The following is a 24,654-nucleotide window of genomic DNA, read 5'->3' as shown; positions in this document are numbered from 1 at the left end:
ACTGTATGTTAGCGGCTGAATAATTTTGTACTTTAATTTTACAAAATTTTTCCTAAATCCCTTTTATCGCAACATATTGCCTAAATGAATAGCAATTAATTGCTGCCATTACAGCAGAATTGTTGTTAAACCCTACAAATTTAGCGACTAATCGTTTACAATCCCCCGATTACTTTAAATATAGACTAATTCATATTTCTATGGTGTTTGTTGCTTGCGGACTCAATCATAAAACTGCTCCAATAAACGTGCGTGAAAAAGTTGCGCTATCTCCGGCTACCCAAGATTCCTTACTCAATAGCTTAATAAGTCTTCCTGAAGTGAACGAAGCGACGATTTTATCTACCTGCAACCGTACTGAAATTTATTGCGACACCCAAGACACTCAAGCTCTTACTGATTGGCTAGCGCGAGAGCATCAACTTGCCCCTGATGCATTAACGCCTTATTTGTACATTCATAAAGGCAAACAAGGTATAAAACATGCGTTGCGAGTTGCTAGTGGTTTAGATTCCATGATGATCGGGGAACCGCAAATTCTTGGACAAATGAAACAAGCCTACCAGCATGCAAATCAAATTGGGTCGATAAAAACCCAGTTACGCCCTATTTTTGAATATATCTTTAGCGCCTCAAAACGAATCAGAACCTTAAGCGGTATTGGCATCAATCCAGTTTCTGTAGCCTATGCAGCAGTGCAACAAATTGGCCAATTTTTTGCAGAGTACAAATCATTGCGCATTTTATTAATTGGCTCAGGAGACACTGCAGCCCTCGTGGCTAAATATTTACATCAGCAAGGGGTACACCACTTTCTTGTCGCCAACCGTACTTTAGAAAATGCTGAGAAACTTGCACAAGCATTTGGAGGCAAAACGGTTCCCATCAGTAACCTGGCGCAGCATTTGCCCGAAGTCGATGTAGTTATTACTGCAACGGCCTGCCCTATCCCATTTATTAATAAAGATTTGGTTGCGCATGCCTTGCAACAAAGGGCATCCACCCCCATGTTCTTTTTAGACTTGGCGGTGCCTCGCAATATTGAGGCTAATATTACCGAGCTTGCGCAGGTACATTTGTATAATGTTGACGATTTACAGAATAAAATTGAACAAGGCATGGAAGAACGGCGCCAAGCAGCCTTGCATGCAGAACAGTTAATTGAAGACGAGTTGAATAATTATTTACGCAAACAACGTTCTCTAAAAGCCAAAAAGGTCATTTGCGATTACCGTTTACAAATGCAACATTTGGCCCAAAAAGAATTGCAGCGCGCTTTTAAAAAACTTTCGGCAGGGCATTGTCAACAAACGGTTTTAAATGAATTTAGCGAGCGCTTAGTTAATAAATTAACGCACACCCCAACCACAGGCTTAAAACAAATAGCTCGTGATGGACGTGAAGATTTATTTGTTCTAGCGCAATACCTCTTTAATACAACAACTTACCAATCATCTTATGAAGAAATCTCTTGAGTTAAAACTGCAGCAAATGCTGGAACGCTTCCAAGAAGTAGAGCGCTTATTATCTGAGCCCTCAGTGATTGCGGATCAGAATCAGTTTAAAGCCTTATCCAAAGAATATGCGCAATTAGAGCCTGTAGCCAACTGCTATGAAACCTATCTTGAAGCACAAAATAATTTGGTATCCCTACAGGAAATGCTGGAGGGCGGTGACAAAGAACTTGCCGCAATGGCCGAAGAAGAACTTGACGATGCCAAAAAACAAATTGACGAGTTAGATGAGCAATTGCAATGGCATTTAATTCCTAAAGATCCTGATGATGAGCGGAATATTTATCTTGAAGTGCGCGCAGGAACCGGGGGCGACGAAGCGGCTATCTTTGCAGGTGATTTGTATCGTATGTACAGCCGTTATGCTGAGAATCGAGGTTGGCAATTGGAGTTAATTAGTGCGAGCCATGGCGAGCATGGAGGCTATAAAGAAGTAATTGCCCGCATCAGTGGTACTGCGGTTTATTCGCAACTTAAATTTGAATCTGGAGCTCATCGGGTGCAACGTGTTCCTGAAACGGAATCTCAAGGCCGTGTCCATACTTCCGCATGTACGGTAGCAGTGATGCCAGAAGTTGAAGAAATTGATGAGATACAAATTAATGCTGATGACTTGCGCATTGATACCTACCGCTCCTCAGGGGCTGGAGGCCAGCACGTTAACAAAACCGACTCAGCCATTCGTATCACGCATATTCCGACAGGAGTGGTTGTAGAATGCCAAGATGAGCGTTCACAGCATAAGAACCGTGCTAAAGCAATGTCGTTGCTAAAAACCCGCTTATTAGATGCTGAGCAAAGCAAGCAAAGACAAGAGCAAGCACAAACACGTAAATCACTTGTGGGTACAGGTGATCGCTCCGAACGCATTCGTACGTACAACTATCCACAAGGCCGCCTGACAGATCACCGTATAAATCTGACCATCTATCAACTTGCTGATGTAATGGAAGGTAATTTATCCCTCGTTATTGATGCTTTACAGCGTGAATACCATGCGGAATTACTCGCAGAGTTGGGGCGCAATGATTAGTATACGCACAGCTTTGGGTAATAACCCAGAGCTAGAGGCTGAAATTTTACTCTGTCATGTCTTAGGTAAAAACAGAGCGTATTTGTTTGCGCATCCTGAAGAGCTACTCAGTAACGAGCACTATGAAACCTATCAGAGCTTCTTGATGAAGCGTGCTCAAGGTATTCCTATTGCCTACATTATAGGAGAACGTGAATTTTGGTCGCTGACCCTAAAAGTTAATGAGCATACCTTAATTCCTCGCCATGAAACGGAATTACTCGTTGAATTGGCTTTAGAAAAAATCCCGCAGGATGAAGCTGCATGCATTCTTGAACTGGGAACCGGAAGCGGTGCCATCGCGATTGCTATTGCGAAAGAAAGACCCAACTGGAAGATCACTGCCTGTGATTTTAGCCAGGAAGCATTGCAGGTTGCCCAAGAAAATGCCTTAAAGTATCAGGCACATAATATAAGCTTTCATCATTCAAATTGGTACAGCGCTCTTCCAAAGCAACAATACCATGCCATTATTTCTAATCCACCATACATTGCCGAGCAAGATCCTCATTTGGAAGAAGGTGATCTACGCTTTGAACCGCGAAGCGCTTTAGCTAGTGCTCAAGATGGATTAGCGGATCTTCACTTGATTATTGAACAAGGTTATGATTATCTTTTACCTAATGGCCTGATTTTACTAGAACATGGTTATGATCAAAAGTTAAAAGTTAGAGCTATACTTAATGAACTAGGCTACAAAAACGTGCAATGCTGGAAAGATTTACAGGGTCATGACAGAGTAAGTGGTGGTTGGCGATAAATATTGTTGATGATACAACAGTTTTTTGGTATACCTACCGCCTTCTGAAGAGATCCCAAATGAGTAAAAATCGTCTCGGTTGGTTTGCTATTATTGATATGAAAACCAGCGGGCAGTGGGATGGAGGCTAATATGACCGAACAATTAATTGATAAAAATAATGAGAGACTATACAACGTGAAAAATGACACGATAGGTAGCATGGGAATTTCTCCTTACATTGAAAGCGAAGGGGAAGAGTATATGAATGAAAAGCAGCTAGCCCATCTTGAAAAGATTTTGCTAGCATGGCGTCAATCATTAATGGAAGAAGTAGATCGCACGGTTACTCATATGAAGGATGAGGCAGCGAATTTCCCTGATCCATCGGACAGAGCAAGCCAAGAAGAAGAATTCAGTATTGAATTACGTACTCGTGACCGGGAACGCAAACTAATTAAAAAAATTGAAGACGCGTTGGAACGTTTAAGAAATGATGATTTCGGCTATTGCGAAGCATGTGGTATAGAAATAGGCCTCAAGCGCTTAGAAGCAAGACCAACCGCTACACTATGCATCGACTGCAAAACTTTATCTGAAATCAAAGAAAGACAAAATCAAGGATCTTAAGTTCATTCTACATTAAATGTCCGCGACATCGCTCGCGGACTACAATTCATTTTACTTGTTAGTAGCCCTATTAGCGCAGCGTGATACCGGGTATTTGTGCCACAAGCTCCCGTATTACACTGTCTAATACGGCTACAATTTTTCTTAATATTTGCTTAAGTTAAGGCACTTATAATAGCTCTTTTTTCTATTTAAATGTAACGATGAAACGTAAACAAGATTCTCTAGAGCCGTCTAATGTTCCAAAGCAAAAGAAAATAACTCTCTACTCTGCCCCTGGTTTCTTTGCCGCTACTGCATTAGATACCCTGCAAACAGAGAGCATTTACTCAGTTATAGAAGATACAAATAGTTATCCTGGTGAACAAAATTACTCCTACCATGACCTGAATGGATATGTTCTTACCTCTGAAGATGTACAAAAATACTCGCAAACTAATGTAACTAGTGCTCATATTGATTATGATGGTTGCGTTGGCATTCGTCACCATCGCAGCAAACAAACTAATCAGCAATTAATCAATCATTTAATCGATATATCCTCAGGAAGCAATTTGCTTTTGCTCTTTGTATCCAGTCTTCGCCAGACAGCGAGTGTCGATACCTTAAACCGAGTAAGGAATAAGAATGGGTCTGCATTTCATTATTTATTTGATTTTGCCAAGAAAATAAAGTCTTCTGAGAAATGCCCTGCAGATTTAGAAATAAAAATTGTGCCTTTATCACTTTACGATTTAATTGCCAAATTACCTGTTGGAACCACTTATGAAGAAATTCTGCGTTGTTATGATGGAAGTTATAACCAAACACAAATAGATAGTTGTAAGCTGCTACGGCAGGTCCCTAATTACCTATCTAAGTTTCCAATTATCTATATGCAATTAAGCTTTATAGCCGCTTTATTTAAAGAAGCACAAGCGTATTTTTTCGATGATTCATTGGATGTTTTACATAAATTAATTCAACCGCTCCAAAATAACCCCGATGGGATGTTTGCTAATATTTGTTACCACCAACAACAATGTATACGCGGCGAGTTACATGGCCATAGCTTAGTTATTAAACCAGGGAAAATGCCAACAAATTTAGATCCCTATAAAATATTTCAAGTCTTGCAGACTGTAATTTTGGGACGAGCCATTGATGGTACTTCTATGGGATATCCTTGGTTATTACCTTTTGGAAACAGCATTGTGGACCCCATAAAAAATCTGGATGATATAAAACGTATCCTTTCATTTTTTAAAATCATTACCCACCAAAAGCTCGCAAAGTACCTTGTGATTGATGACAGTACAGTAATTGCATTTAATAATCCATTAGCTCCTAACTCTTTATTAAAAATTGAACTGGCCCCTAATTATAACACTGACAGCACAGAGGCTAATTCAGAAGAGGATGATGAGGCGCTTCAAGCTTTGCTAGATCTTGAAACGGAAGAGCGTAGAGGATTAAATTTTTAGCTTTTAAATACAAGAACTTAGCCTGAGGCAAGCCCCGCCCGCGGAGAGAGGGTAAGCGTTCACGAGCTATGTAACTTTCGTCAATGCGAGCCATGGCGAAGCAACCCAGAACGATGCTTCGTTAAAACTCACTGGGTTGCTTCACTTTGTTCGCAATGACAGCAGTTTTTATTTAATTTTAATGGAATACATACAGCGTGAACGCTTACGGAGAGGGTTGCTCCCTTAACTGCATCAAAACCTAATCATAGCCATAGTTTTTAATTCATAAAACTATCTATTTGCTGCATATGCCGCAAAACCGCACCTTTGTTTTTTTCAAATACAGTAGTTGCATTTTCAATAAGTTCTTGACGGTAAAGAGGATGGGTATGCAACTTAATCAACTCATCAATCACCTCATCCGCCTGCTGCACCAAGACAATTGCTTTTGCCTTTTCTAACTCCTGGCAAATTAGTTTAAAATTATGGACATGGGAACCACTAATAACGGGAACATTCATCGCGATTGGTTCAAGCACGTTATGACCACCTACTGGCACTAGACTGCCCCCAACAAAAGCATAGTCACTTATTTGATACATGCCCAAAAGCTCGCCTAAGCTATCCAACACCACAATTTCATTATTAAGACTTAAAGAAGCTAAATTAGAGCGTAATCCCGTGTTAAACCCTGCTTGCACGCATTGTTGATATACCTCTTGAAAACGTTCTGGATGTCTTGGTGCAATTAATAATATTATGCCAGGAACTGCTTCTTGCAAACGTCGTAACTGGGCAATAATCTGCGACTCTTCATTATCATGAGTACTGGCCGCAATAACAGCTACCCGTTCAGCCCCCCAATGACTTTTTAATTCACTAAATTTTTGATGGTTAATACGGTCTGTCTGTAAATCATATTTAATATTACCCAAAACCCGTACTCGCTCGGCTTGTGCCCCTAAATCAATAAAACGCTGAGCATCCTCCTCACCTTGTGGCAAAATAGCCGCAAAACGGTTAAGCAATGGTTTTATAATAAATTTAATTTTTTTATAGCCTTGCATTGACCCATCAGACAAACGCGCATTAGCGAGCAATAAAGGTACATTAGCCGCGCGTGCTTCATAAATTAAGTTAGGCCATAGTTCTGTTTCCATGATCAAACCAACTCGTGGTTTAATTTGTTTAAAAAAGCGTTTAAGAATTCTAGGTAGCTCGTAAGGCACATACTGATGCCCTACCCTATTACCATAATGGCTTTGTACACGCCCAGAGCCAGTAGGCGTCATAGTTGTAACGAATACCGACCAATTTCGCTCTAACATCGCATCAATCAACGGAATAGCAGCTATCACTTCGCCTAAGGAAACAGCATGCACCCAAACATCAACGGGTTGGTGTTCTTTTCCTCCCAAACAAAAACGTTCGGCGATACGCTCTCTATACGCTGGTAAGCGACGTCCTTTCCACCATAAACGAACTACAATAAATGGTGTGAGTAAATACATTAAAAAAGAGTAAAAAAATCGCATATAAAGCCAAACCTAAAAGCCGACAGTATATACTTAAAATGTGGTATAAATCGACAAGACTATTGCAGATGAGAGCAATACCCTCATATACAGTGGAACTGACATTAATTTAAGGTAATTCTATATAATGAATTTTAAGGATTTTTTTACAATTAGCACCTGGTGGGGAAAACTTCTCGGGGCATTCTTTGGCTTTTTATCCGCAGGTCCCACAGGTGCGATTTTTGGTATTTTAGTGGGAAATATCTTCGACCGAGGGCTTGCGAATCATTTTTCTAATCCACTTTTATTGTATTTGACTGAAAAACGCAGCAATGTACAAACCATGTTTTTTGAGGCAACTTTTTCCATTATGGGCTATCTGGCAAAAGCTGATGGTCGCGTTAGCGAAGAAGAATTAAATATGGCTCGTTCCATTATGAGCGAAATGCATTTGGGCCAACAACAAAAAATACTGGCTATGCGCTTATTTAATGAGGGCAAAAGCTCCCACTTTGATCTTATTAGCGTCCTTTTAAGGCTGCGTCGTGCCTGCAATGATAACCGTAATTTATTAAAAGTCTTTATGGATATTCAGTATCAAGCAGCACAAATTGATGGCTTAACAACACGAAAAATACAAACCTTAGATATTATTTTCTCTCATCTTGGCTTTATGCCCTTCCATCAACAATATCGCTTTTATGAAGATTTCGGTTCCGCTCATAAACAGCAGGATGCCAATCAGTCTTCCTCAGATTCCTATTCGTCATACAGCAGATACAACTATAAACCATCTAAATCAAATCTGGACTATGCCTATGCCTTAATGGAGGTATCGCCGAGTGCCAGTAAACAGGAAGTTAAGAGAGCCTATCGTCGTTTATTAAGCCGCAACCACCCAGATAAGTTAATTGCGCAAGGCTTACCCCAGGAGATGATTAAAGTCGCCAATGAGAAGACGCAAAAAATTGTGAAGGCCTATGAGCTGATTTGTGAAAGCAAGGGCTGGTAGTCAGTAAAAACTAAACGTTCACTGGACATGTAAGTTTTATTAGCTAAGCTTAGCGAAGCAATCAAAGAATGGTGCTTTGCGCCAATTCATTGTTGTGTTACTTCGCTAAGCCTCGCGATGAGGACTTTTTTATTACTTGGCTGCAACAATCAGATTACATTTTATTTACGATAATTTCCTGCATTGGCTCTGGAGGATCCTCATTATAACCCGTCCAATCCTCAGGCTCCTCATCTAAAGCAACCTCCTCTTTGGGGATGAAAGCCGCTATCGAGGCCACATAAGAAACAAGCACTGGTGGCGGTTTGGGTTTGTTTTCGCTAAGTTTCAGCATCCAGCCGCTAAGAAATGATACTACCATCGATTCATTATATTCATAATCATGGTTCGCGCCAGGTACGTTCATGGAGGTATATTTGCTTTGGGCAAACGCTTTTTTACGTTCGTTCATTTGCTCAAGCACCGCACCATAATCAAATTGACCTGCGATATCAAATAGAGGAACTTTTAATTCAATTTTTTTGTCATCCTTTTTCTCACCTGCTTGCGATAAATCATAAGCAGAAAGTAAAATCAGACCTTCTATTCCAACCTGCTTATCGAAAGCAGCTAAAGTTTGATTGACTTGCTCCCCATAATGAATAACCACAATGCGGTTATTTTTTTGCTGGCGCAGAGTATTAATTGCTTCGGGTAGTTCTTTTATCCACGACTCTGGACTATCTTGCTCACAATTCAATAGCACGGTAGACCAGCCATAATCTGATAAATGCTTTGCTACATACTCAAGAAAAGTTGACCATTGTGGCTGCTCACCGCCATGGATGAGGACAATTGCGCCGTGGGGATCTTTTAATGCAGACCAATAAGGTAGTTTAATGCTCTTGCCATTAAGCTTTATCTCCAATTGCTCTGTATAAGCAGTGGAGATAACGAGAAAAAATATAAAAAACAGTCTTAAAATGTAATACATAACATCCCTGAAAATTGTAACAGTCCTTTTATTAAACTGTAGCCCTTATTAGCATAGCGTAATACGGGATCGGGGACCTATTCAAGCGCGATCTCGTATTACATGCGCTAAAGAACTAAGCTTACTCAGCAAATACAACCCCTGCTTCATCAAGCGCTTTCCGAGCGCGATCCGCTAACAACTCATGAGCAACTGCAGTTGGATGCACTAAATCAAAAAATAAATAGCCATCACATGCATCATTATTAAGCTTAGGTTTGGCTACAGAAACCATTTTTAATACTGATTTTTTCCTGAAACTTTCAGGCATTAAATCAACACAAGTCTCTTTAATATTGTTAAATCCATACGATTGTGGATTAGTAACTACATCGTTAAATGATTGATTCATATCAAAAAATAGCCATTCAACCTCTGGATATTGCTGTTTTAGGTTAGCTAATGTGTTATTTAATAATGCGTTATGTGTTTGTGAAAAATAAGACATAGCTTCAATTGCGTCAAACTCAATCGCTGCAGGAGTACTTCCTAAATCAGGAATATTAACTACTAAAATATGTTTTGCTCCCTTATCAGCCAGGCGTTGTAAGCTCTCGGTAATTCCTTCATTTACCTCGCGTAAGGTTTTATCAACTTCAGATGGCAATGCCAAATAATTATTAGCACCTATCCATACCACATAAAGGCTATCTGCGCTTGCCTTATTTTGATGAGCAGCCAAGTAATCTTTTACTTCTCTTCTTAAAGTAAACAAAACGTCATCATCTTCTTCATCAGAAGAAACACCCGCACCGCCATAAGCATAATCTAATAAATGTGCGCCAGTATCCTTAGGAAAATAAGAAGCGGCTAAATGTTCTATCCATACAGGTCCATTAGAAAAACGGCCCTTAAAATAAGGAGGTGATGGAGGCAATTGATGATTCATGAATTCATAAAGGTTGCCGTTATCCGACAAGCTATCACCAAATACAACTATATTATGGAGAGGTGTTGCTAGAACAATTCCAGAAAATAAAAAAGCACCTAAAGTTGCTAACAGTCTCATGTATACCCTTAATTATAATTGATTGTTTTTAAAAACAAAATTAATCGATAATTATAGCATTAAATAATCTTTTTGTTTATTTAATTTGCATTACCGATCCCCAATACCTCTGAGCCCAACATAAGAACACATCTTCATCCATAAGGAAATACCCTGTGTTCCTCTTCTTGCCTTAATTTTGAAAGATCCTTATAGTATTTCTTTTACGGTAAGGAGACCTTAAATGACCATATTTGAACACGAGTTCATCGAAAAATCCCTACACCTACTCCATCAAATTCTTTCTAGTGAAACCCAATTAGCTGATGCAATTCACGCATTCACGCAAAATGATTCACAAAATCCCCGTTATCAGCTCCACTCAAAAATTGCTGATTCCCAAAATTGGCAACAGCTTGAATTACTTCAAGTAAGTGCGGCCTATTCCGAAACCCTATTTCGCACAATCCAATTCTATAGCCAAGACGCAAGCCTAACCCCACAACAAATAGATGCAGCAATCAAATTATTAGAACAAGACTATTTCAGCTTAATTACCTCTAATACCATAGCAGAGCAACGAATTAGCTCAGTGGTAAACAATATTACGCAAATAAAGTTGAATAAGATTGGCACGGAAGACAGTAATCCAGTTACAGAGAAACCAACAGCCCATCCCTATAAATTTTTTACTCCTGAAACAACAACGGCAGGTTTGATTCTCACTGCATCACTAGCAGCGGCAGCGACACTTTATTTTGCTGCGAAATAAAAACAACGCTTCTCTAATTACAGAAAAGCGTTGTGTTCTATAGCTAATTAAGCACCACTACTAATTAACGTTAATTTTAACTGTCGGCCACAAACCCATGCTTTAGTTAAATCATTTACTACTTCTTTAGACATGCCTTTCGGTAAGCGTACAGTAGAATGATCTTCATGAATTTTAAGACCGGTAATATGGCGACTTTGTAAGCCTGCTTCATTGGCAATGGCACCGACAATATTACCTGGTTTTACGCCATGAACCTTACCTACATCAATACGGAATAAATCCTGTTCAGTAATGTCTTCGTTAAACTTCTTACGGCCTCCATCACCAAAGCCTTTTCGGTCAGAACGTCGCTCATCAGAACGTGAGAATGAACGCTCACGGTCAAATCGAGATCCACGCTCGCGCTCTCCACGCCCTTCTCTTTCAGGACGAGCAGCTTTAGGTAACGATTGTTCTTTTTGCTGCCATGGCTGATCTTTATGAATTAACAAGGCCAAAGTAGCAGCAACATCAACAGCAGAAACATTATTCTCTTTAATGTACTCTTCAACTATCTTTCTGTATGAATGCAAATGCTCATTCTCTAAACGTGCGGTGATATTTGCCATAAAACGCTGTTGTCGTGCAACTTGAATCATATGATCATTAGGCACTGTTACTTTAGTAATACGCTGACGCGTATGTCGTTCAACACTACTGATTAAACGTGATTCTTTAGGTGTAACAAACAAAATTGCAACACCAGAACGACCTGCTCGGCCAGTTCGACCAATACGATGCACATAAGTCTCATTATCATGTGGTAAGTCGTAGTTAATTACGTGAGTAACACGCTCAACATCTAAACCACGTGCGGCAACGTCGGTAGCAACGAGAATATCGATTGCCCCTTGACGGAACTGAGAAATAATACGCTCGCGTAAGGCTTGGGTAATGTCGCCATGGATCGCCATAGCACGTAAACCTTGCTGCTGTAGTAATTCCGCAACCTCTTCAGTACTGCTCTTGGTACGCACGAAGATAATTACGCCTTGATACTCCTCAACCGCTAAAACACGTAGCAATGCATCTGGTTTTTGGTAACCTGAAGCAAATAAGAAACGTTGTTCAATGCTTTTTACAGTTGCAGTTTCTGCACGAATTTCAACAGAGGCAGGATTTTGTAAATAAGTATTGGCAATTTGACGAATGCGATAGGGCATTGTTGCTGAAAATAACCCTATTTGTTTTTGTGCTGGGAGTTTGGCCATAATGGTTTCAATATCTTCAATGAAGCCCATACGCAGCATTTCGTCTGCCTCATCAAGAATAAATGTACGTAAGTTATTTAAAACCAACGTTCCTTTATCAATGTGATCTAAAATGCGACCCGGCGTACCAACAACCACTTGCGCACCAGCACGTAATTGTTTTAATTGACGACCATACTCTTGTCCACCACATAGGGTAGCAACAGTTACGCCACGTTGTCTGGCACTTAATAATTCAAATTGTTCTGCAACTTGAATAGCCAACTCTCGTGTAGGGGCTAAAATTAGCGCTTGGGTACCTTGAATGCTGGGAGATAAACTTTGTAAAATCGGTAATGCAAAAGCTGCCGTCTTACCTGTCCCGGTTTGCGCTAAGGCAATAATATCTTTTCCTTCCAACAAAAGTGGAATAGTTTGAGCTTGAATGGGTGATGGGGTAGTAAACTTCATATCCTCCAGTGCCTTATTTATCGCATCTGAAAAATTAAAGGAGGCAAAGTTTGGTATATCTTGAATCATAAACTTCCTAATCGTGTAATGCATGGCCTAAAAAAGCCAAGCTATATAAAATTTGCTCAGTATAATAACAAAATAAACAGTGTGATGCACTATATTTGTTACATTTAATTCAAATTCGGCTGAGAAAAATTTGAAATTCTCATTAATATTCATACAACTTTGTGAATATATTTTGTCTTTACTTTATTTCTTTGTTACCTTCATTCATGGTAAAAACAACTTTGGCTTATGGGTTTTTTATAATAAACAAAGAGTTACCAAGAATTCTGTTACTGTTTGCACAATAAGGTTCTGCTGAAATGCTGCTCTAAGTAAAACATCACCTCCCAAAGCTTCAATTTTCTGATAAAAATCCCTTATAGGCTCTTGTCTAATAAGGGTTATTTCTGCCAACTTAGCATTAATATTTTGTCTTTCGTCTCTTCCTTTGTTACAGTCCCCAATGCATCAATAACAATAATTTAGGGATTTTTATTATGATACACAAAGGGTTATTAGGACTGCTATTATTATTTGCACAACAAACATTCGCAGAGGTTGCGCCTTTAACGGAAACACCTCCCCAAAATACCTCTAAAGCAAAGGCTGAATTAACCCTAACGGTTAACAATCGTAATGCCGTTGTATGCTCTAACTTTGTGCAAAACTGCACCATAAATATTGGTACATCGGGTTGTGTGAATCCTCCAGGCTTTATCACGGTTACGAATAACTCACTAGTGAACGCAAGAAATATCACCGCGTCATCTACTGATGCCAATTACTTAAATAACGTATCACAAAATAACGGTTGCCCTGCAATATTACGCCCCAAGGCCAGTTGCTCCATATCCTTTATTTCCAATAATCCTAATGCATTTTATATCCCCAATGTAGTAGTGCAGGGAAGTAATACCAATGCCGCATTTTTTAATATGAATGCGCTACAATGTTCTACCCCACAAACAGGAGCGCTAGAACCAATTCCTGGAAGCCCGTTTATAACCGGAGGAGACCCTAGTAATCTTGCCGCAACGCCAAACAGCCAATTTCTTTACGTTGCCAATCTTAGTGGTGGTGCAACCGGCTATTCGATTGCCCCCACTACCGGTGTCTTAACGCCTGTTTCAGGAAGTCCTTTCAACCCAGGCAATCAATATTCGGGAATTGCTATAAGCCCTAATGGCCAATACGTTTACTATACCGATTTTGGTAACCTCAATGTTGCTCAATTTAGTATTAACCAAACCACTGGTTTTTTAAGCTTTATAGATAACTATGAGGCAGGACAAGGCCCTGCATTTATTGGACTCTCACCCAATGGGCAATTTGCTTATGTAGCCAATCAAAATGGAGGTAACGTTTCAGCCTATACAGTTGATCCGACGAGTGGCGCCCTGAACCAACTTTCAACAAGTCCTTATCCTGCTGGAGGGTTTAGCCAACCTGTAGGTCTTGTCGTAACCCCTAATGGGCAATTTCTCTATGTAATTGATTATGCTTATGGCTATATTTACGGCTATACAATTAACCAAACTACTGGAGAGCTCAGCGCGATGCCCGATAGCCCCTTTACGACAGGGTTTTATCCTGGAAAAATTATTACCAATTCTACAGGGACCTTGGTTTATGTTGCAGCTAATAATGGAGGTGGATTCAAAACGATGGACTATGACACATCTGTTTGGGTCTACTCAGTCAATCCTACTACGGGATCGTTAACTGACGTAACCCCCACAATCATATCAACAGCAGCTTCAAGCATCGCCTTAACGCCTGATGATAAATTTGCTTACGTTACGAATTTTAATGAAAATACGATCAATGCCGATAGTGTTGATCCGATAACGGGTGCTTTAAGTCTTTTACCTAATGGACCTTATGCCACAGGAAACGGTCCAACGGCGATTATTGTGACCCCTAATGGATCATTCGTTTATGTAGTTAATTTTAATGGCAGTAATATTACAGGTTATTCTATTCATTAACAAAAGCATAGCCTGGTTGCGCGCAACCAGGCTATTTCTAATCTTTATATCAGTGCAGCTAAACGACAAGCTTGATCAATCGCATGACGGGCATCAAGTTCTAAAGCTTTATAAGCTCCACCTATTAAATGCACTACCTTACCGGCCTCTTTGAGTGGTGCTTGTAATGCAGCAAACTCAACTTGTCCTGCACAAATCACGACATTATCGACTGCTAAAATTTGTGGGGTTTCATTGATTTGCACGTGTAAGCCTTCATCATCAATACGTTCATAACTAACGCCGGAAAGCATTTTGACGTGTTTATGTTTCAAGCTTAAGCGATGAATCCAACCAGTAGTTTTGCCTAAACGCTTGCCTAACTTTTCTTTTTTACGTTGCAGTAAATAAACCTCTCGTGGGCTTGGGGTTATTTCTGCAGGCTTAATACCTCCTCGATGTGCTCCAGTTACATCAATCCCCCACTCATCATAAAACTCTCCGGCAGATGTATGAGATTCATGAGTTAAAAATTCGGCCACGTCAAAACCAATGCCGCCCGCGCCAATAATCGCCACGCGCGCTCCTACCGATTTCTGGCCGGTGATCACCTCAATGTAACTTACAACTTTTGGATGCTCAATTCCGGGGATATCTGGAATGCGGGGTTTAATACCACTTGCTAAAACAATTTCATCAAACTCTGTTAGTTGCTCAACAGTTGCCTCGGTTTGCAGAAGAACACGTACTTCATACTTTTCTAACTGATATTTAAAATAATCCAAGGTATGCTGAAATTCTTCTTTACCCGGGATTTTTTTCGCTAAATTAAACTGCCCACCGATTTGCTCCGCTTTTTCAAAAACAGTGACCCGATGTCCGCGCTCAGCGGCAACGGCGGCAAAGGCTAAACCAGCAGGCCCAGAACCCACTACGGCAATCGACTTAGGCTGGAAGGTTTCTTCATAAATCAACTCGCTTTCATTACATGCGCGAGGATTTACCAAGCACGAAGCGGTTTTGTTAACAAACACACGGTCTAAACATGCCTGATTACAAGCAATACAGACATTGATCGCCCGACTTTCACCTAATCTAGCTTTTTCTGCAAATTGTGCATCCGCTAAAAAAGGCCTTGCCATGGATACCATATCGGCGACACCTGACTCAATAAGCTGATTCGCAAGCTCTGGCGTATTAATGCGGTTTGAGGTAATTACAGGAATGCTGATTTCAGGTTTTAAATGTTTAGTTATCGGAGTAAATGCCGCCTCAGGGACCATCGTCGCTATGGTGGGGATACGAGCCTCATGCCAGCCAATGCCGGTATTAATGATGGTTGCTCCTGCATGCTCAATCGCTTTAGCCAATTGCACAATCTCTTCCCAACTACTGCCATCATCAATTAAATCGAGCATGGATAAACGATAAACGATAATAAACTTCTCACCTACGGCTTCACGCACACTGCGTACTACTTCAACAGGAAAGCGCATCCGATTCTCATAGCTGCCACCCCATTCATCCGTACGCTGATTGGTATGGGTCACAATGAATTGGTTGATTAAATACCCCTCACTGCCCATGATTTCAATTCCATCATACCCAGCTAATTGGGCCAGGCGAGCACAGCGTGCAAAATGTTTGATGGTTTTTTTAATCCGGTATTTACTCATTGCCCAGGGTTTGAAGGGGCTAATCGGAGATTTAATTGCACTTGGAGCGACAATAAAAGGATGAAAACCATAACGCCCCGCATGCAAGGCTTGCAGCAAAATTTTCCCGCCCGCATCATGTACCGTGTGCGTGACCAACTCATGCAGCTGCTGCTCTTTGCTATTGGTTAGCTTTGCCGAAAAAGGAGCTAGGCGCCCTGCCCTATCCGGAGCAAAACCACCTGTGGTAATTAAGCCAACCCCTCCAAGTGCCCGTTCACGATAAAATTGCGCCAAACGACTAAAACTTCTTTTATCTTCTTCAAGGCCTGTATGCATAGAGCCCATCAATAGACGGTTTTTTAATTGAGTAAAGCCTAAATCTAAAGGCTGGAATAACGCTTTGAAGGGGGTATTATCAATTCTCAAATCCATGAGCGCTCTCACTATAAAAGCTGCAAAATCAAAAGTATAAACCGGGTCAGGATCTTTTTCACAGAATTTATTTTTCATTCGCGTACCTAATCATGGTGAAGCTCATAAAAAAATAAGGAATTGATCAATATCTGTACATTTACATTTTAATAAACTATACTTATAAAGAGCGCTTACTGGGGATAGATTTATGAAAGATCCTTTTGCAGCACTAAAAGACGCCTTGCAACCCGTTTTTCATAGAGCACCTATGAGAAATGAACGTTTTATTTACTCTGAAATCCAACAGCTCAAGCAATCTTTGGATAATTTCCATCCAATTCCACAAAGAAAATTTATTGAGTTGTTAAAATTTTTAAAGGCTGTTATTCCTCATCTGGAAAAATGGCATCTGGATTTTGGGGTGATAAAAGCACAGGTTGACTGCTTAGCTAAAACCCTAAATTTACCGCCTATGAAGTGGGATAATTACTTGTCCCATTCAAACGCCTCCCCCAAATTTCAATTCAGCGCATTAAATCACAGACCTCAAGAAGCAGACTTACTGACCTGGTTAACGCATAAATCCGGAACTACTGTTAAACATGATAACCAAAACTCAATTATTACTATGCTGTTGGAGTATCGAGAGCATTTTGGCTTCAGCCAAAAATTAAGTGCTCAATTAAAAAGAGAACCGGATTTTTTAAGCAACCTGATTATGGAGTCAGATAATAACTTTGTGCAAATCGTACGTACACGACTGGTGCTTTATTTAACCGATAGGCAGCTGGCAGAGGCGATTATTAAACATATTCCTCATTTTGTACAAAATAATCCTGACCCAATTACTAAGGCCGTGCAATTAGTGGAAAAACTTAATGAGACTTTGTCTAATGGTCGTTCCATATCAACCATATTACGTAATGCAGAAGCCAAATTTATTTTGGATAGTTCCGAACTAATACAAAGATACCAAACAGCGGAATTAGCGAAAAAGACATCTCAAAATATACAGCCAGTGTCGGATAACTCTCCCTCTTTATTGGAAGAAGGAGAGTTTAAATTAACATTCTAGTGGGGATTAATCTAATAACCCTAAAGATTTAACAGTATCGCGTTCCTGTCTCAACTCATCTAAAGTTTTATTAAACATTTCACGACCGTAGTCATTCATGGTTAAGCCTTCGACAACACTTAACTCACCTCGTTCAAGACGGCAAGGAACAGAGAAAATCAAGCCCTTATCAACACCATATTCCCCTTCGGAATGACGGCACATAGAGAATGTCTCTCCAACAGGTGTATCAAATATCAGATGATTCACCCCGGTAATTACTGCATTTGCCGCAGATGCCGCTGAAGAAAGGCCTCGTGCTTTAATGATGGCAGCACCACGTTGTTGCACAGTAGAAACAAAGGTATCTTTTAGCCAAGCATCATCATTAATTACTTCTGCCGCCGATTTACCATTAATCTTCGCATTATAAAAATCAGGGTACTGGGTAGCAGAATGGTTACCCCAAATTGTCATTTGACTTACTGCAGTAATATCAACACCCGCTTTTTGTGCTAATTGAGTACGTGCTCTTAATTCATCTAAGGTAGTCATCGCATAGAAACGGTCATTAGGGACATCACGTGCATGATGCATTGCAATTAAACAGTTAGTATTGCAGGGGTTACCCACCACAAACACGCGCACATCATCACTGGCATTATCATTAATTGCTTGGCCTTGCTTGGTAAAAATTCCGCCGTTAATTTGCAACAGATCAGAACGCTCCATGCCTTGCTTACGCGGTACTGAACCTACTAATAAAGCCCAATTAACTCCATCCATAGCTTTATTTAGATCAGAAGTGCACACGATGCGCTTCAATAATGGAAATGCGCAATCATCAAGTTCCATGGCTACCCCATGTAATGCTTGCAGTGCTGGCTCAAGCTCTAATAGGTTTAATTCTACTTCAGTATCCGCACCAAACATTTGTCCAGAAGCAATACGGAACAATAATGCATATCCGATTTGTCCTGCTGCGCCTGTAACGGCGACTCTAACGCGTTTTTTTGCCATGTTATCCCCTTTTTTTCTTATTCATTTTTGTGACAAAACGTATGTCATGATACTATTGCATTTCCAAACAAGCCAGTCTAAAAGCGTAATGATTCCTTTATCGTTGTATATTCATATCCCTTGGTGTATTCGAAAATGCCCTTATTGTGATTTTAATTCCCATAAAAGTCCGGAAATTTTACCTGAACAAAATTACATTCAGGCGCTCCTTTCCGATTTAAAAACTGATTTAATTCAGTTCCAATCGCGAGAAATTAGTTCTATTTTTATTGGCGGAGGCACCCCCAGCCTGTTATCAGCGGAAGCCTACCATACTTTATTTTCTGAACTAAAAAAAATCCTGCCCTTTGCCTCAGATATTGAAATTACCATGGAAGCAAATCCGGGAACTGTAGAGCAACAACGCTTTACTGATTATCGACACAGTGGAATCAACCGTCTATCTCTAGGCATTCAAAGTTTTAATCCTGAACACTTAAAAATTCTAGGGCGGATTCATGATGAGCAACAAGCGCATCGAGCTATTGCTGCCGCGCGTTATGCAGGCTTCGATAACTTAAATCTAGACATTATGCATGGCCTACCCCAACAAAGCATCGCTCAAGGTATGGCCGATTTACGTACTGCTTTATCCTATCAGCCTGAACATTTTTCCTGGTACCAATTAACCATAGAACCGAATACTGTTTTTTACAAAGAAAATCCGCCACTCCCCTCTGAGGATGATGCGTGCATCTTAGAGGAGCAAGGTCTAGACTTGTTAAAGCAATCGGGATTTGCACGTTATGAGATTTCAGCTTTTTCTAAAATGAATAAGCAATCACGCCATAATTTAAATTATTGGTTATTTGGCGATTATTTAGGCATTGGCGCCGGAGCTCACGGAAAAATCACCGCAGATGGGCGTGTATTACGTACGCGTAAACATCGCCAACCTAAAGATTATCTGAATACAGAAAAACCATTTCTTGCCAATATTGAACAGGTGGAAGGTAAGGAGTTAATTTTCGAATTCATGCTAAATACCACACGTTTGGAGCAGGCTATTCCCTTAGAGCTATTTACCGAGCGCACTGGATTGGCGCTGGATGCGCTTTTGAAACCGTTAACAGTCGCTGCTGAAAAAAAACTAGTTCATTTGACAGAAACGTATTGGCAGGTAACTGATTTTGGCAGAAGGTATACTAATAATTTGCAAGCACTTTTTTTACCAGAAGAACAGTAAATACGCGAATTTTTACTAAGAATCGCCTAGAATATAAAGAGATCAATACTATTACGATTTAAGGCTCCAAAGTGCAAGATGAGCATGGATAATTAAGGTATTTGAGGGGGGTTTTTAGCGAAAAAGGCATTGATTTATTAAATGTTTTAGGTAATTCTTATCCCAAAAACCGATATTACTAGTCTAAATAAAGGAGTAATCCGTGATTTTAGCTGCTTTTTTGCTCATACTTGCTTATTTAATGGGGTCAATTTGTTCCGCGGTTATTGTATCTAAGGCCTTTGCTTTGCCTGATCCGCGTTCCGAGGGCTCGCAAAACCCAGGTGCAACAAATGTATTGCGCCTTGCTGGAAAAAAATACGCTACCATTGTTCTGGCTACAGATCTACTCAAAGGTACTATTCCTGTGGTGATTGCCAAAATGTTTGGCGCTGATGCTACTCTGGTCAGTTATGTAGCCTTGGCAGCAGTGCTTGGCCATATGTACCCCTGTTTTTTCGGCTTTAAAGGCGGAAAAGGCGTTGCTACTGCGATTGGTGCTCTTTTAGGTTTTCAATTTATTGTGGGAATCATGGTGACGGCAACTTGGTTACTGGTTGTCCGATTCTCGCGCTATTCTTCTTTAGCATCCATTGTTTCCATCAGCTTGGCCCCATTCTATTCCCTGCTGATTATTGGTCGCATTGATATATTTCCTGCGATATTTTTTATGGCTGTATTAATCCTAGTTAAACACAAAGACAATATTCTGCGTTTGATTGATGGCACAGAATCCAAGGTGAAGTTCAAACAAAAAAGCGTCCTTGAGGAAGTAATGGATGATACCCCTCTTCCAGCCAATTCAGCCGATATCGCGGCTGATGAGCACATCACAACCGCTGAAGTCATTGAGATCTCTTCCGCGCGCAAAACAGCAGCAAAAAGAGCCTCCTCTACGCAAGAGTCTGCGCCTAAAAAAAAGCCGGTGAAAAAAACTGCCACCACAAAGAAAACAACGACAAAAGAAGATAAAGCAGAAAAGAAACCCAAGTCTGTGAAAAAAACTGCAGCTCCAAAGGTGAAAAAGCCTAAAGACGAAGAGCCACAAGACAAGGTTTAGATTGTGTTACTCCTAATGAAACCTGGTTGCAAGCGACCAGGTTTCATAAAGATTTTTTAAGCCAAAGGCCAACGAGGCTTAACTTCAACCCCAACCTGCGCATCCTCTTCCCCTGCCAACATACGCAAACAGCCAGCATAAGCAACCATTGCACCATTATCCGTACAATATTCAAGCGCAGGAAAATAAATCTCCCCACCAATGCCATGCATCCATTGCTGCAAGGCCAAGCGTAGTGACTTATTGGCACCGACCCCGCCTGCAACGACTAAACGCGTGCATTCAGACTCTTGCACAGCCCGCTTACATTTAATAATTAAGGTTTCTACTACTGCGTGCTGAAATGCCTTAGCAATTTCTGCACGCGCCTGTTCATCTTTATTACTCTGATTCCAAGTATTTAGTGAAAAAGTTTTTAAGCCACTAAAACTAAAGTCCAAGCCGGGTCTATCCGTCATCGGACGCGGAAAACGATAGGGAGTGGATTCACATTGATCAGCGAGTGCAGCTAATACCGGCCCACCAGGATAAGGAATCCCCATTAATTTGGCGGTTTTATCAAAAGCCTCCCCCACGGCATCATCTAAGGTATCGCCTAATAATCGATACTCACCCAATGCCTTAACCTCAATTAACTGACAATGGCCACCGGACACTAAAAGAGCAATGAAAGGAAATTCCAAGGAGGGGGTTTCCATTTTGGCTGCAAGTAAATGTGCTTCTAAATGATGAATACCCAAAGCAGGAATATTTAATGCATAAGCCAGGCTTTTAGCAAAACAAGCCCCAACGAGTAAAGCGCCAATTAATCCAGGGCCCGCAGTATAAGCAATGCCATCAAGATTCTGCTTTTGAAGGTTTGCTCGGTGCAATACCTCATCAAGCAAGGGAATAAGGTAATTTACATGGTCTCGCGAAGCAAGTTCAGGCACAACACCGCCATGTACCCTATGCGTGTCAATTTGTGAGTGTAAGGCATGCGCTAATAAGCCTGTCTCCGAATCATAAATAGCAACCCCAGTTTCATCACAAGATGACTCAATACCTAATACCAACATGGCAAACCTGATAATAATAAATCAACTAAAAATTATAACATAAAATAAAAACAAAATAATTTCGTGCTATAATCTTGACGAGGGCTTCAAGTCGCACTAGAATTGCCCACCTACTCAGAATAAATTGTTAGAGGATAAACTTAATGCCTACAGTTCGCGTCAAAGAAGGCGAAAACCCAGAATACGCACTGCGCCGTTTTAAGCGCTCTTGTGAAAAAGCCGGTATTTTAACCGAGCTACGCCGTCGTGAATTTTATGAAAAGCCAACTGCTGAGCGTAAGCGTAAACAAGCTGCTGCAGTAAAACGTCACCTAAAGAAAATTTCTCGTGACACTTCTTCACGACAAAATGTAAAACGTCGCCGTAAATAAGTTTTTCATTCTGTATTATTGACCAAGGTCACATTTTTGTGGCCTTTTGGTTTTTGTACTAGCCTCGTTTCCTTCACCTAAGGATTAGATCATGACTATTAAAGAACGTCTCAACAATGATATTAAAGACGCAATGCGTGCAAAAGATAAAAATCTATTAACCACATTACGTTTAATTACTGCTGCAGTAAAACAAATTGAAGTTGATGAACGTATCGAAGTCGATGAAGAACGCATGTTAGCAATCTTGGATAAAATGAGCAAACAACGTAAAGAGTCTATATCTCAATACGAAAAAGCGAATCGTGACGATTTGGTTGCTCAAGAACAATTTGAGCTTTCAGTAATTGCCAAGTACTTACCTGAGCCATTATCTGCGGCAGAAATAGAAAAACTAGTCCAAGACGCAATCACATCGACTGGCGCTGAAAAAATGGCCGATATGGGTAAGGTAATGGCGCAATTAAAGCCAAGCCTGCAAGGTCGCGCTGATATGTCGCACGTGAGCACTTTGATTAAGGCCAAGTTAAGCTGAGGATATCTATGTCTGGCTTAATTCCGCAGCCATTCATTGACGATCTTCTGCACCGCACTGATCTGGTTGAGCTAATTGATAGTTATGTTCCCCTTAAAAAAAGGGGAAATAGCTATACTGCGTGCTGCCCATTTCATAATGAAAAGTCCCCTTCCTTCAACGTAGTGGCCAGGAAACAATTTTATCATTGCTTTGGCTGTGGAGCCTCGGGCAATGCTATTAGCTTTGTAATGAATTTTTTAAATCAAGGCTTTATTGACGCAATTGAAACCTTAGCAACACGTGTAGGGCTTACCGTTCCTCGTGAGGGACAAACCGAAAAAAACAATGCATCCCAAGATTTATATAAACTTATGTCTGCAGTAAACCTTTATTATCAAAAACAACTCAAACACGAAGGGCAACCTGCGATTAATTATTTACGGGGCAGAGGCTTAAGCGGTGAAATAGCGAAATTATATCAGTTAGGCTTTGCCAATGAGGGGTGGCATAACCTAGAAAAAGCATTCCCACGTAATCAAAAAGAATTGATCACCACAGGTATGCTGATTAAAAATGATGATGGCAAAATTTATGATCGTTATCGTAATCGAGTGATGTTCCCCATTCATGATCGCCACGGACGTATCATTGGTTTTGGCGGACGCGTACTAGATGACCAAAAGCCTAAGTATTTGAATTCGCCGGAAACCATCATCTTTCAAAAGAGCAAAGAGCTCTATGGATTGCATCAAATATTGCAACAAAAAAAGTCCATTGATTACATTATTATTGTTGAAGGCTATATGGATGTTATTGCCTTAGCACAACATGGAATTATGAATGCCGTGGCGACTTTGGGTACTGCAACCAGCAGTTATCATATACAACTGCTGGCCAAACATACTAAATCATTGGTGTTTTGCTTTGATGGGGACAATGCGGGAAAGCAGGCTGCTTGGCGTGCATTAGAAAGCAGTTTGCCTTACTTAAATGAAGGTTTAGATGCTCGTTTTATCTTTCTACCCGAAGAGCATGATCCCGATAGCTTGGTACGCTCCGAAGGTAATGAAAGCTTTTTAAACCGCTTAAAACAAGCAATACCTTTACATCGTTTTTTCCTCAATACGCTGGCTAAAAACATTAACTTGCAAAACCCAGCAGGAAAAACACAATTAATTAATTTGGTTAAACCTTTTTTGCAAAAAATGGCAGAAGGCTCCTATAAACAATTATTGATTGATGAGTTGGCGCGTTTAACTCATATCGAAAGCCATCGGCTCAACCTCTTGTTAACCGATCAAGCACCGGCGCCAACTCCCAAAGGACAAACAGCAACTATCACACGCACTCCCATGCGTGTTGCAGTAGCTTTACTTTTGCAACACCCAGAAATCTATGCCAAATGCAAAGAGCAGATTAATCCAAATTTATTAGATGCGAATGAGCATGAAATTTTATTAAAACTCTTGCAACAACTGGCCCTAAATCCGCACGCCAATACCGCTTCATTAATTGAAACCTGGCGCAACCACTCCTATTTTGATTTTATTAACCGGCTAGCGGCGTGGAATCATCAAGTTCCTGAACTGGAACTTGTTAAAGAATTTATTGATATCATCTTATTTTTGCAAAAACAAAACCAAGAATTAATTATTCGTCGGCTTATTGAAAAATCGCGTCAACAGGGTTTAACCGAAGCAGAGCGAATAAATTTGCAAAAAATGTTACAGGAGCGACACGTGTAAACATAAAAACATATCGGGGCTGTTTACATTTTGTTGATTTGAGCCAAAATGGCACGAGCATAGAAATGTAAACA

General features: G+C 40.4%; 21 protein-coding genes. 14 read left to right on the top strand and 7 right to left on the bottom strand.

What is annotated here, in order from left to right; genetic code table 11:
• The first annotated feature begins 200 nt into the window (after positions 1–200).
• The 5 genes from hemA to BN3124_RS03915 all read left to right on the top strand — a co-directional run bounded on the left by hemA (position 201) and on the right by BN3124_RS03915 (position 5,418).
• Entirely contained in the window at positions 201–1,475 is a 1,275-nt protein-coding gene (gene hemA / locus BN3124_RS03935) for a glutamyl-tRNA reductase (RefSeq protein ID WP_058533663.1), read from the top strand.
• On the top strand, positions 1,459–2,547 hold the full coding sequence (prfA, locus tag BN3124_RS03930) for a peptide chain release factor 1 (protein ID WP_058533561.1): 1,089 nt from the start codon (positions 1,459–1,461) through the stop codon (positions 2,545–2,547). Before hemA ends, prfA begins: the two co-directional genes overlap by 17 nt.
• A complete protein-coding gene (gene prmC, locus BN3124_RS03925; protein WP_058533560.1) occupies positions 2,540–3,346 on the top strand; it encodes a peptide chain release factor N(5)-glutamine methyltransferase in 807 nt (268 codons plus the stop codon). The genes prfA and prmC overlap by 8 nt, the downstream gene beginning before the upstream one ends.
• A 132-nt stretch (positions 3,347–3,478) precedes the next feature.
• Positions 3,479–3,955: an RNA polymerase-binding protein DksA gene (gene dksA / locus BN3124_RS03920; RefSeq protein ID WP_058533559.1), complete on the top strand. Its 477-nt coding sequence runs from the start codon at positions 3,479–3,481 to the stop codon at positions 3,953–3,955.
• A 203-nt stretch (positions 3,956–4,158) separates the two neighbouring features.
• Positions 4,159–5,418 carry a hypothetical protein gene (locus BN3124_RS03915; protein ID WP_058533558.1) on the top strand — a complete coding sequence of 420 codons (1,260 nt, stop codon included), beginning with the start codon at positions 4,159–4,161 and terminating at the stop codon, positions 5,416–5,418.
• A gap of 260 nt (positions 5,419–5,678) precedes the next feature.
• Here the strand turns inward: BN3124_RS03915 and waaA are convergent, their stop codons facing one another.
• Entirely contained in the window at positions 5,679–6,935 is a 1,257-nt protein-coding gene (gene waaA / locus BN3124_RS03910) for a lipid IV(A) 3-deoxy-D-manno-octulosonic acid transferase (protein ID WP_058533557.1), read from the bottom strand.
• Positions 6,936–7,062: 127 nt separating this feature from the next.
• On the opposite strand from waaA, the gene djlA reads away from it, so the two are divergent.
• Positions 7,063–7,929 carry a co-chaperone DjlA gene (djlA, locus tag BN3124_RS03905; RefSeq protein WP_058533556.1) on the top strand — a complete coding sequence of 289 codons (867 nt, stop codon included), beginning with the start codon at positions 7,063–7,065 and terminating at the stop codon, positions 7,927–7,929.
• A gap of 154 nt (positions 7,930–8,083) precedes the next feature.
• Here djlA and BN3124_RS03900 read toward each other — a convergent pair whose 3' ends face one another.
• Together BN3124_RS03900 and plaA are read right to left on the bottom strand one after the other, a co-directional pair.
• Complete coding sequence (locus tag BN3124_RS03900) at positions 8,084–8,902, bottom strand: alpha/beta hydrolase family protein (protein ID WP_230849063.1); 819 nt, start codon at positions 8,900–8,902, stop codon at positions 8,084–8,086.
• 121 nt (positions 8,903–9,023) lie between these two features.
• On the bottom strand, positions 9,024–9,950 hold the full coding sequence (gene plaA, locus BN3124_RS03895) for a GDSL family lysophospholipase PlaA (protein WP_058533555.1): 927 nt from the start codon (positions 9,948–9,950) through the stop codon (positions 9,024–9,026).
• Between the two features lie 223 nt (positions 9,951–10,173).
• Here plaA and BN3124_RS03890 point away from each other — a divergent pair, with 223 nt between their 5' ends.
• Positions 10,174–10,701 carry a hypothetical protein gene (locus tag BN3124_RS03890; protein WP_058533554.1) on the top strand — a complete coding sequence of 176 codons (528 nt, stop codon included), beginning with the start codon at positions 10,174–10,176 and terminating at the stop codon, positions 10,699–10,701.
• Between the two features lie 47 nt (positions 10,702–10,748).
• On the opposite strand, the gene BN3124_RS03885 is transcribed toward BN3124_RS03890, so the two are convergent.
• Positions 10,749–12,473 carry a DEAD/DEAH box helicase gene (locus BN3124_RS03885; RefSeq protein ID WP_058533553.1) on the bottom strand — a complete coding sequence of 575 codons (1,725 nt, stop codon included), beginning with the start codon at positions 12,471–12,473 and terminating at the stop codon, positions 10,749–10,751.
• A gap of 476 nt (positions 12,474–12,949) precedes the next feature.
• Between BN3124_RS03885 and BN3124_RS03880 the strand changes: the two genes are divergently transcribed.
• A complete protein-coding gene (locus tag BN3124_RS03880) occupies positions 12,950–14,440 on the top strand; it encodes a lactonase family protein (protein WP_058533552.1) in 1,491 nt (496 codons plus the stop codon).
• 44 nt (positions 14,441–14,484) lie between these two features.
• On the opposite strand, the gene BN3124_RS03875 is transcribed toward BN3124_RS03880, so the two are convergent.
• Positions 14,485–16,509, bottom strand: a complete 2,025-nt coding sequence (locus BN3124_RS03875; protein ID WP_058533661.1) for an NADPH-dependent 2,4-dienoyl-CoA reductase — start codon at positions 16,507–16,509, stop codon at positions 14,485–14,487.
• Between the two features lie 190 nt (positions 16,510–16,699).
• Between BN3124_RS03875 and BN3124_RS03870 the strand changes: the two genes are divergently transcribed.
• The gene (locus BN3124_RS03870; protein ID WP_058533551.1) at positions 16,700–17,566 is read left to right on the top strand and encodes a hypothetical protein; all 867 of its coding nucleotides are present in this window, start codon (positions 16,700–16,702) and stop codon (positions 17,564–17,566) included.
• A gap of 6 nt (positions 17,567–17,572) precedes the next feature.
• Here BN3124_RS03870 and BN3124_RS03865 read toward each other — a convergent pair whose 3' ends face one another.
• The gene (locus BN3124_RS03865; RefSeq protein WP_058533550.1) at positions 17,573–18,565 is read right to left on the bottom strand and encodes a malate dehydrogenase; all 993 of its coding nucleotides are present in this window, start codon (positions 18,563–18,565) and stop codon (positions 17,573–17,575) included.
• Positions 18,566–18,653: 88 nt separating this feature from the next.
• On the opposite strand from BN3124_RS03865, the gene hemW reads away from it, so the two are divergent.
• Both hemW and plsY read left to right on the top strand, forming a co-directional pair.
• Positions 18,654–19,790 carry a radical SAM family heme chaperone HemW gene (gene hemW / locus BN3124_RS03860; RefSeq protein ID WP_058533660.1) on the top strand — a complete coding sequence of 379 codons (1,137 nt, stop codon included), beginning with the start codon at positions 18,654–18,656 and terminating at the stop codon, positions 19,788–19,790.
• A 202-nt stretch (positions 19,791–19,992) separates the two neighbouring features.
• Positions 19,993–20,889, top strand: coding sequence for a glycerol-3-phosphate 1-O-acyltransferase PlsY (gene plsY, locus BN3124_RS03855; RefSeq protein ID WP_058533549.1), 897 nt, complete (start codon positions 19,993–19,995; stop codon positions 20,887–20,889).
• A 56-nt stretch (positions 20,890–20,945) separates the two neighbouring features.
• Here plsY and tsaD read toward each other — a convergent pair whose 3' ends face one another.
• On the bottom strand, positions 20,946–21,947 hold the full coding sequence (gene tsaD, locus BN3124_RS03850; RefSeq protein ID WP_058533548.1) for a tRNA (adenosine(37)-N6)-threonylcarbamoyltransferase complex transferase subunit TsaD: 1,002 nt from the start codon (positions 21,945–21,947) through the stop codon (positions 20,946–20,948).
• 143 nt (positions 21,948–22,090) lie between these two features.
• On the opposite strand from tsaD, the gene rpsU reads away from it, so the two are divergent.
• The 3 genes from rpsU (at position 22,091) to dnaG (ending at position 24,580) form a co-directional block, all read left to right on the top strand.
• Entirely contained in the window at positions 22,091–22,318 is a 228-nt protein-coding gene (gene rpsU, locus BN3124_RS03845) for a 30S ribosomal protein S21 (protein WP_058533547.1), read from the top strand.
• A gap of 91 nt (positions 22,319–22,409) precedes the next feature.
• Positions 22,410–22,853: a GatB/YqeY domain-containing protein gene (locus BN3124_RS03840; protein WP_058533546.1), complete on the top strand. Its 444-nt coding sequence runs from the start codon at positions 22,410–22,412 to the stop codon at positions 22,851–22,853.
• Positions 22,854–22,861: 8 nt separating this feature from the next.
• On the top strand, positions 22,862–24,580 hold the full coding sequence (gene dnaG, locus BN3124_RS03835) for a DNA primase (protein WP_058533545.1): 1,719 nt from the start codon (positions 22,862–22,864) through the stop codon (positions 24,578–24,580).
• Positions 24,581–24,654: the final 74 nt, after the last annotated feature.

This window comes from Legionella saoudiensis (assembly GCF_001465875.1).
Taxonomy (GTDB): domain Bacteria; phylum Pseudomonadota; class Gammaproteobacteria; order Legionellales; family Legionellaceae; genus Legionella; species Legionella saoudiensis.
Note: the sequence above shows the minus strand (reverse complement) of the source record. Positions and strands in the feature narration are given on the sequence as shown.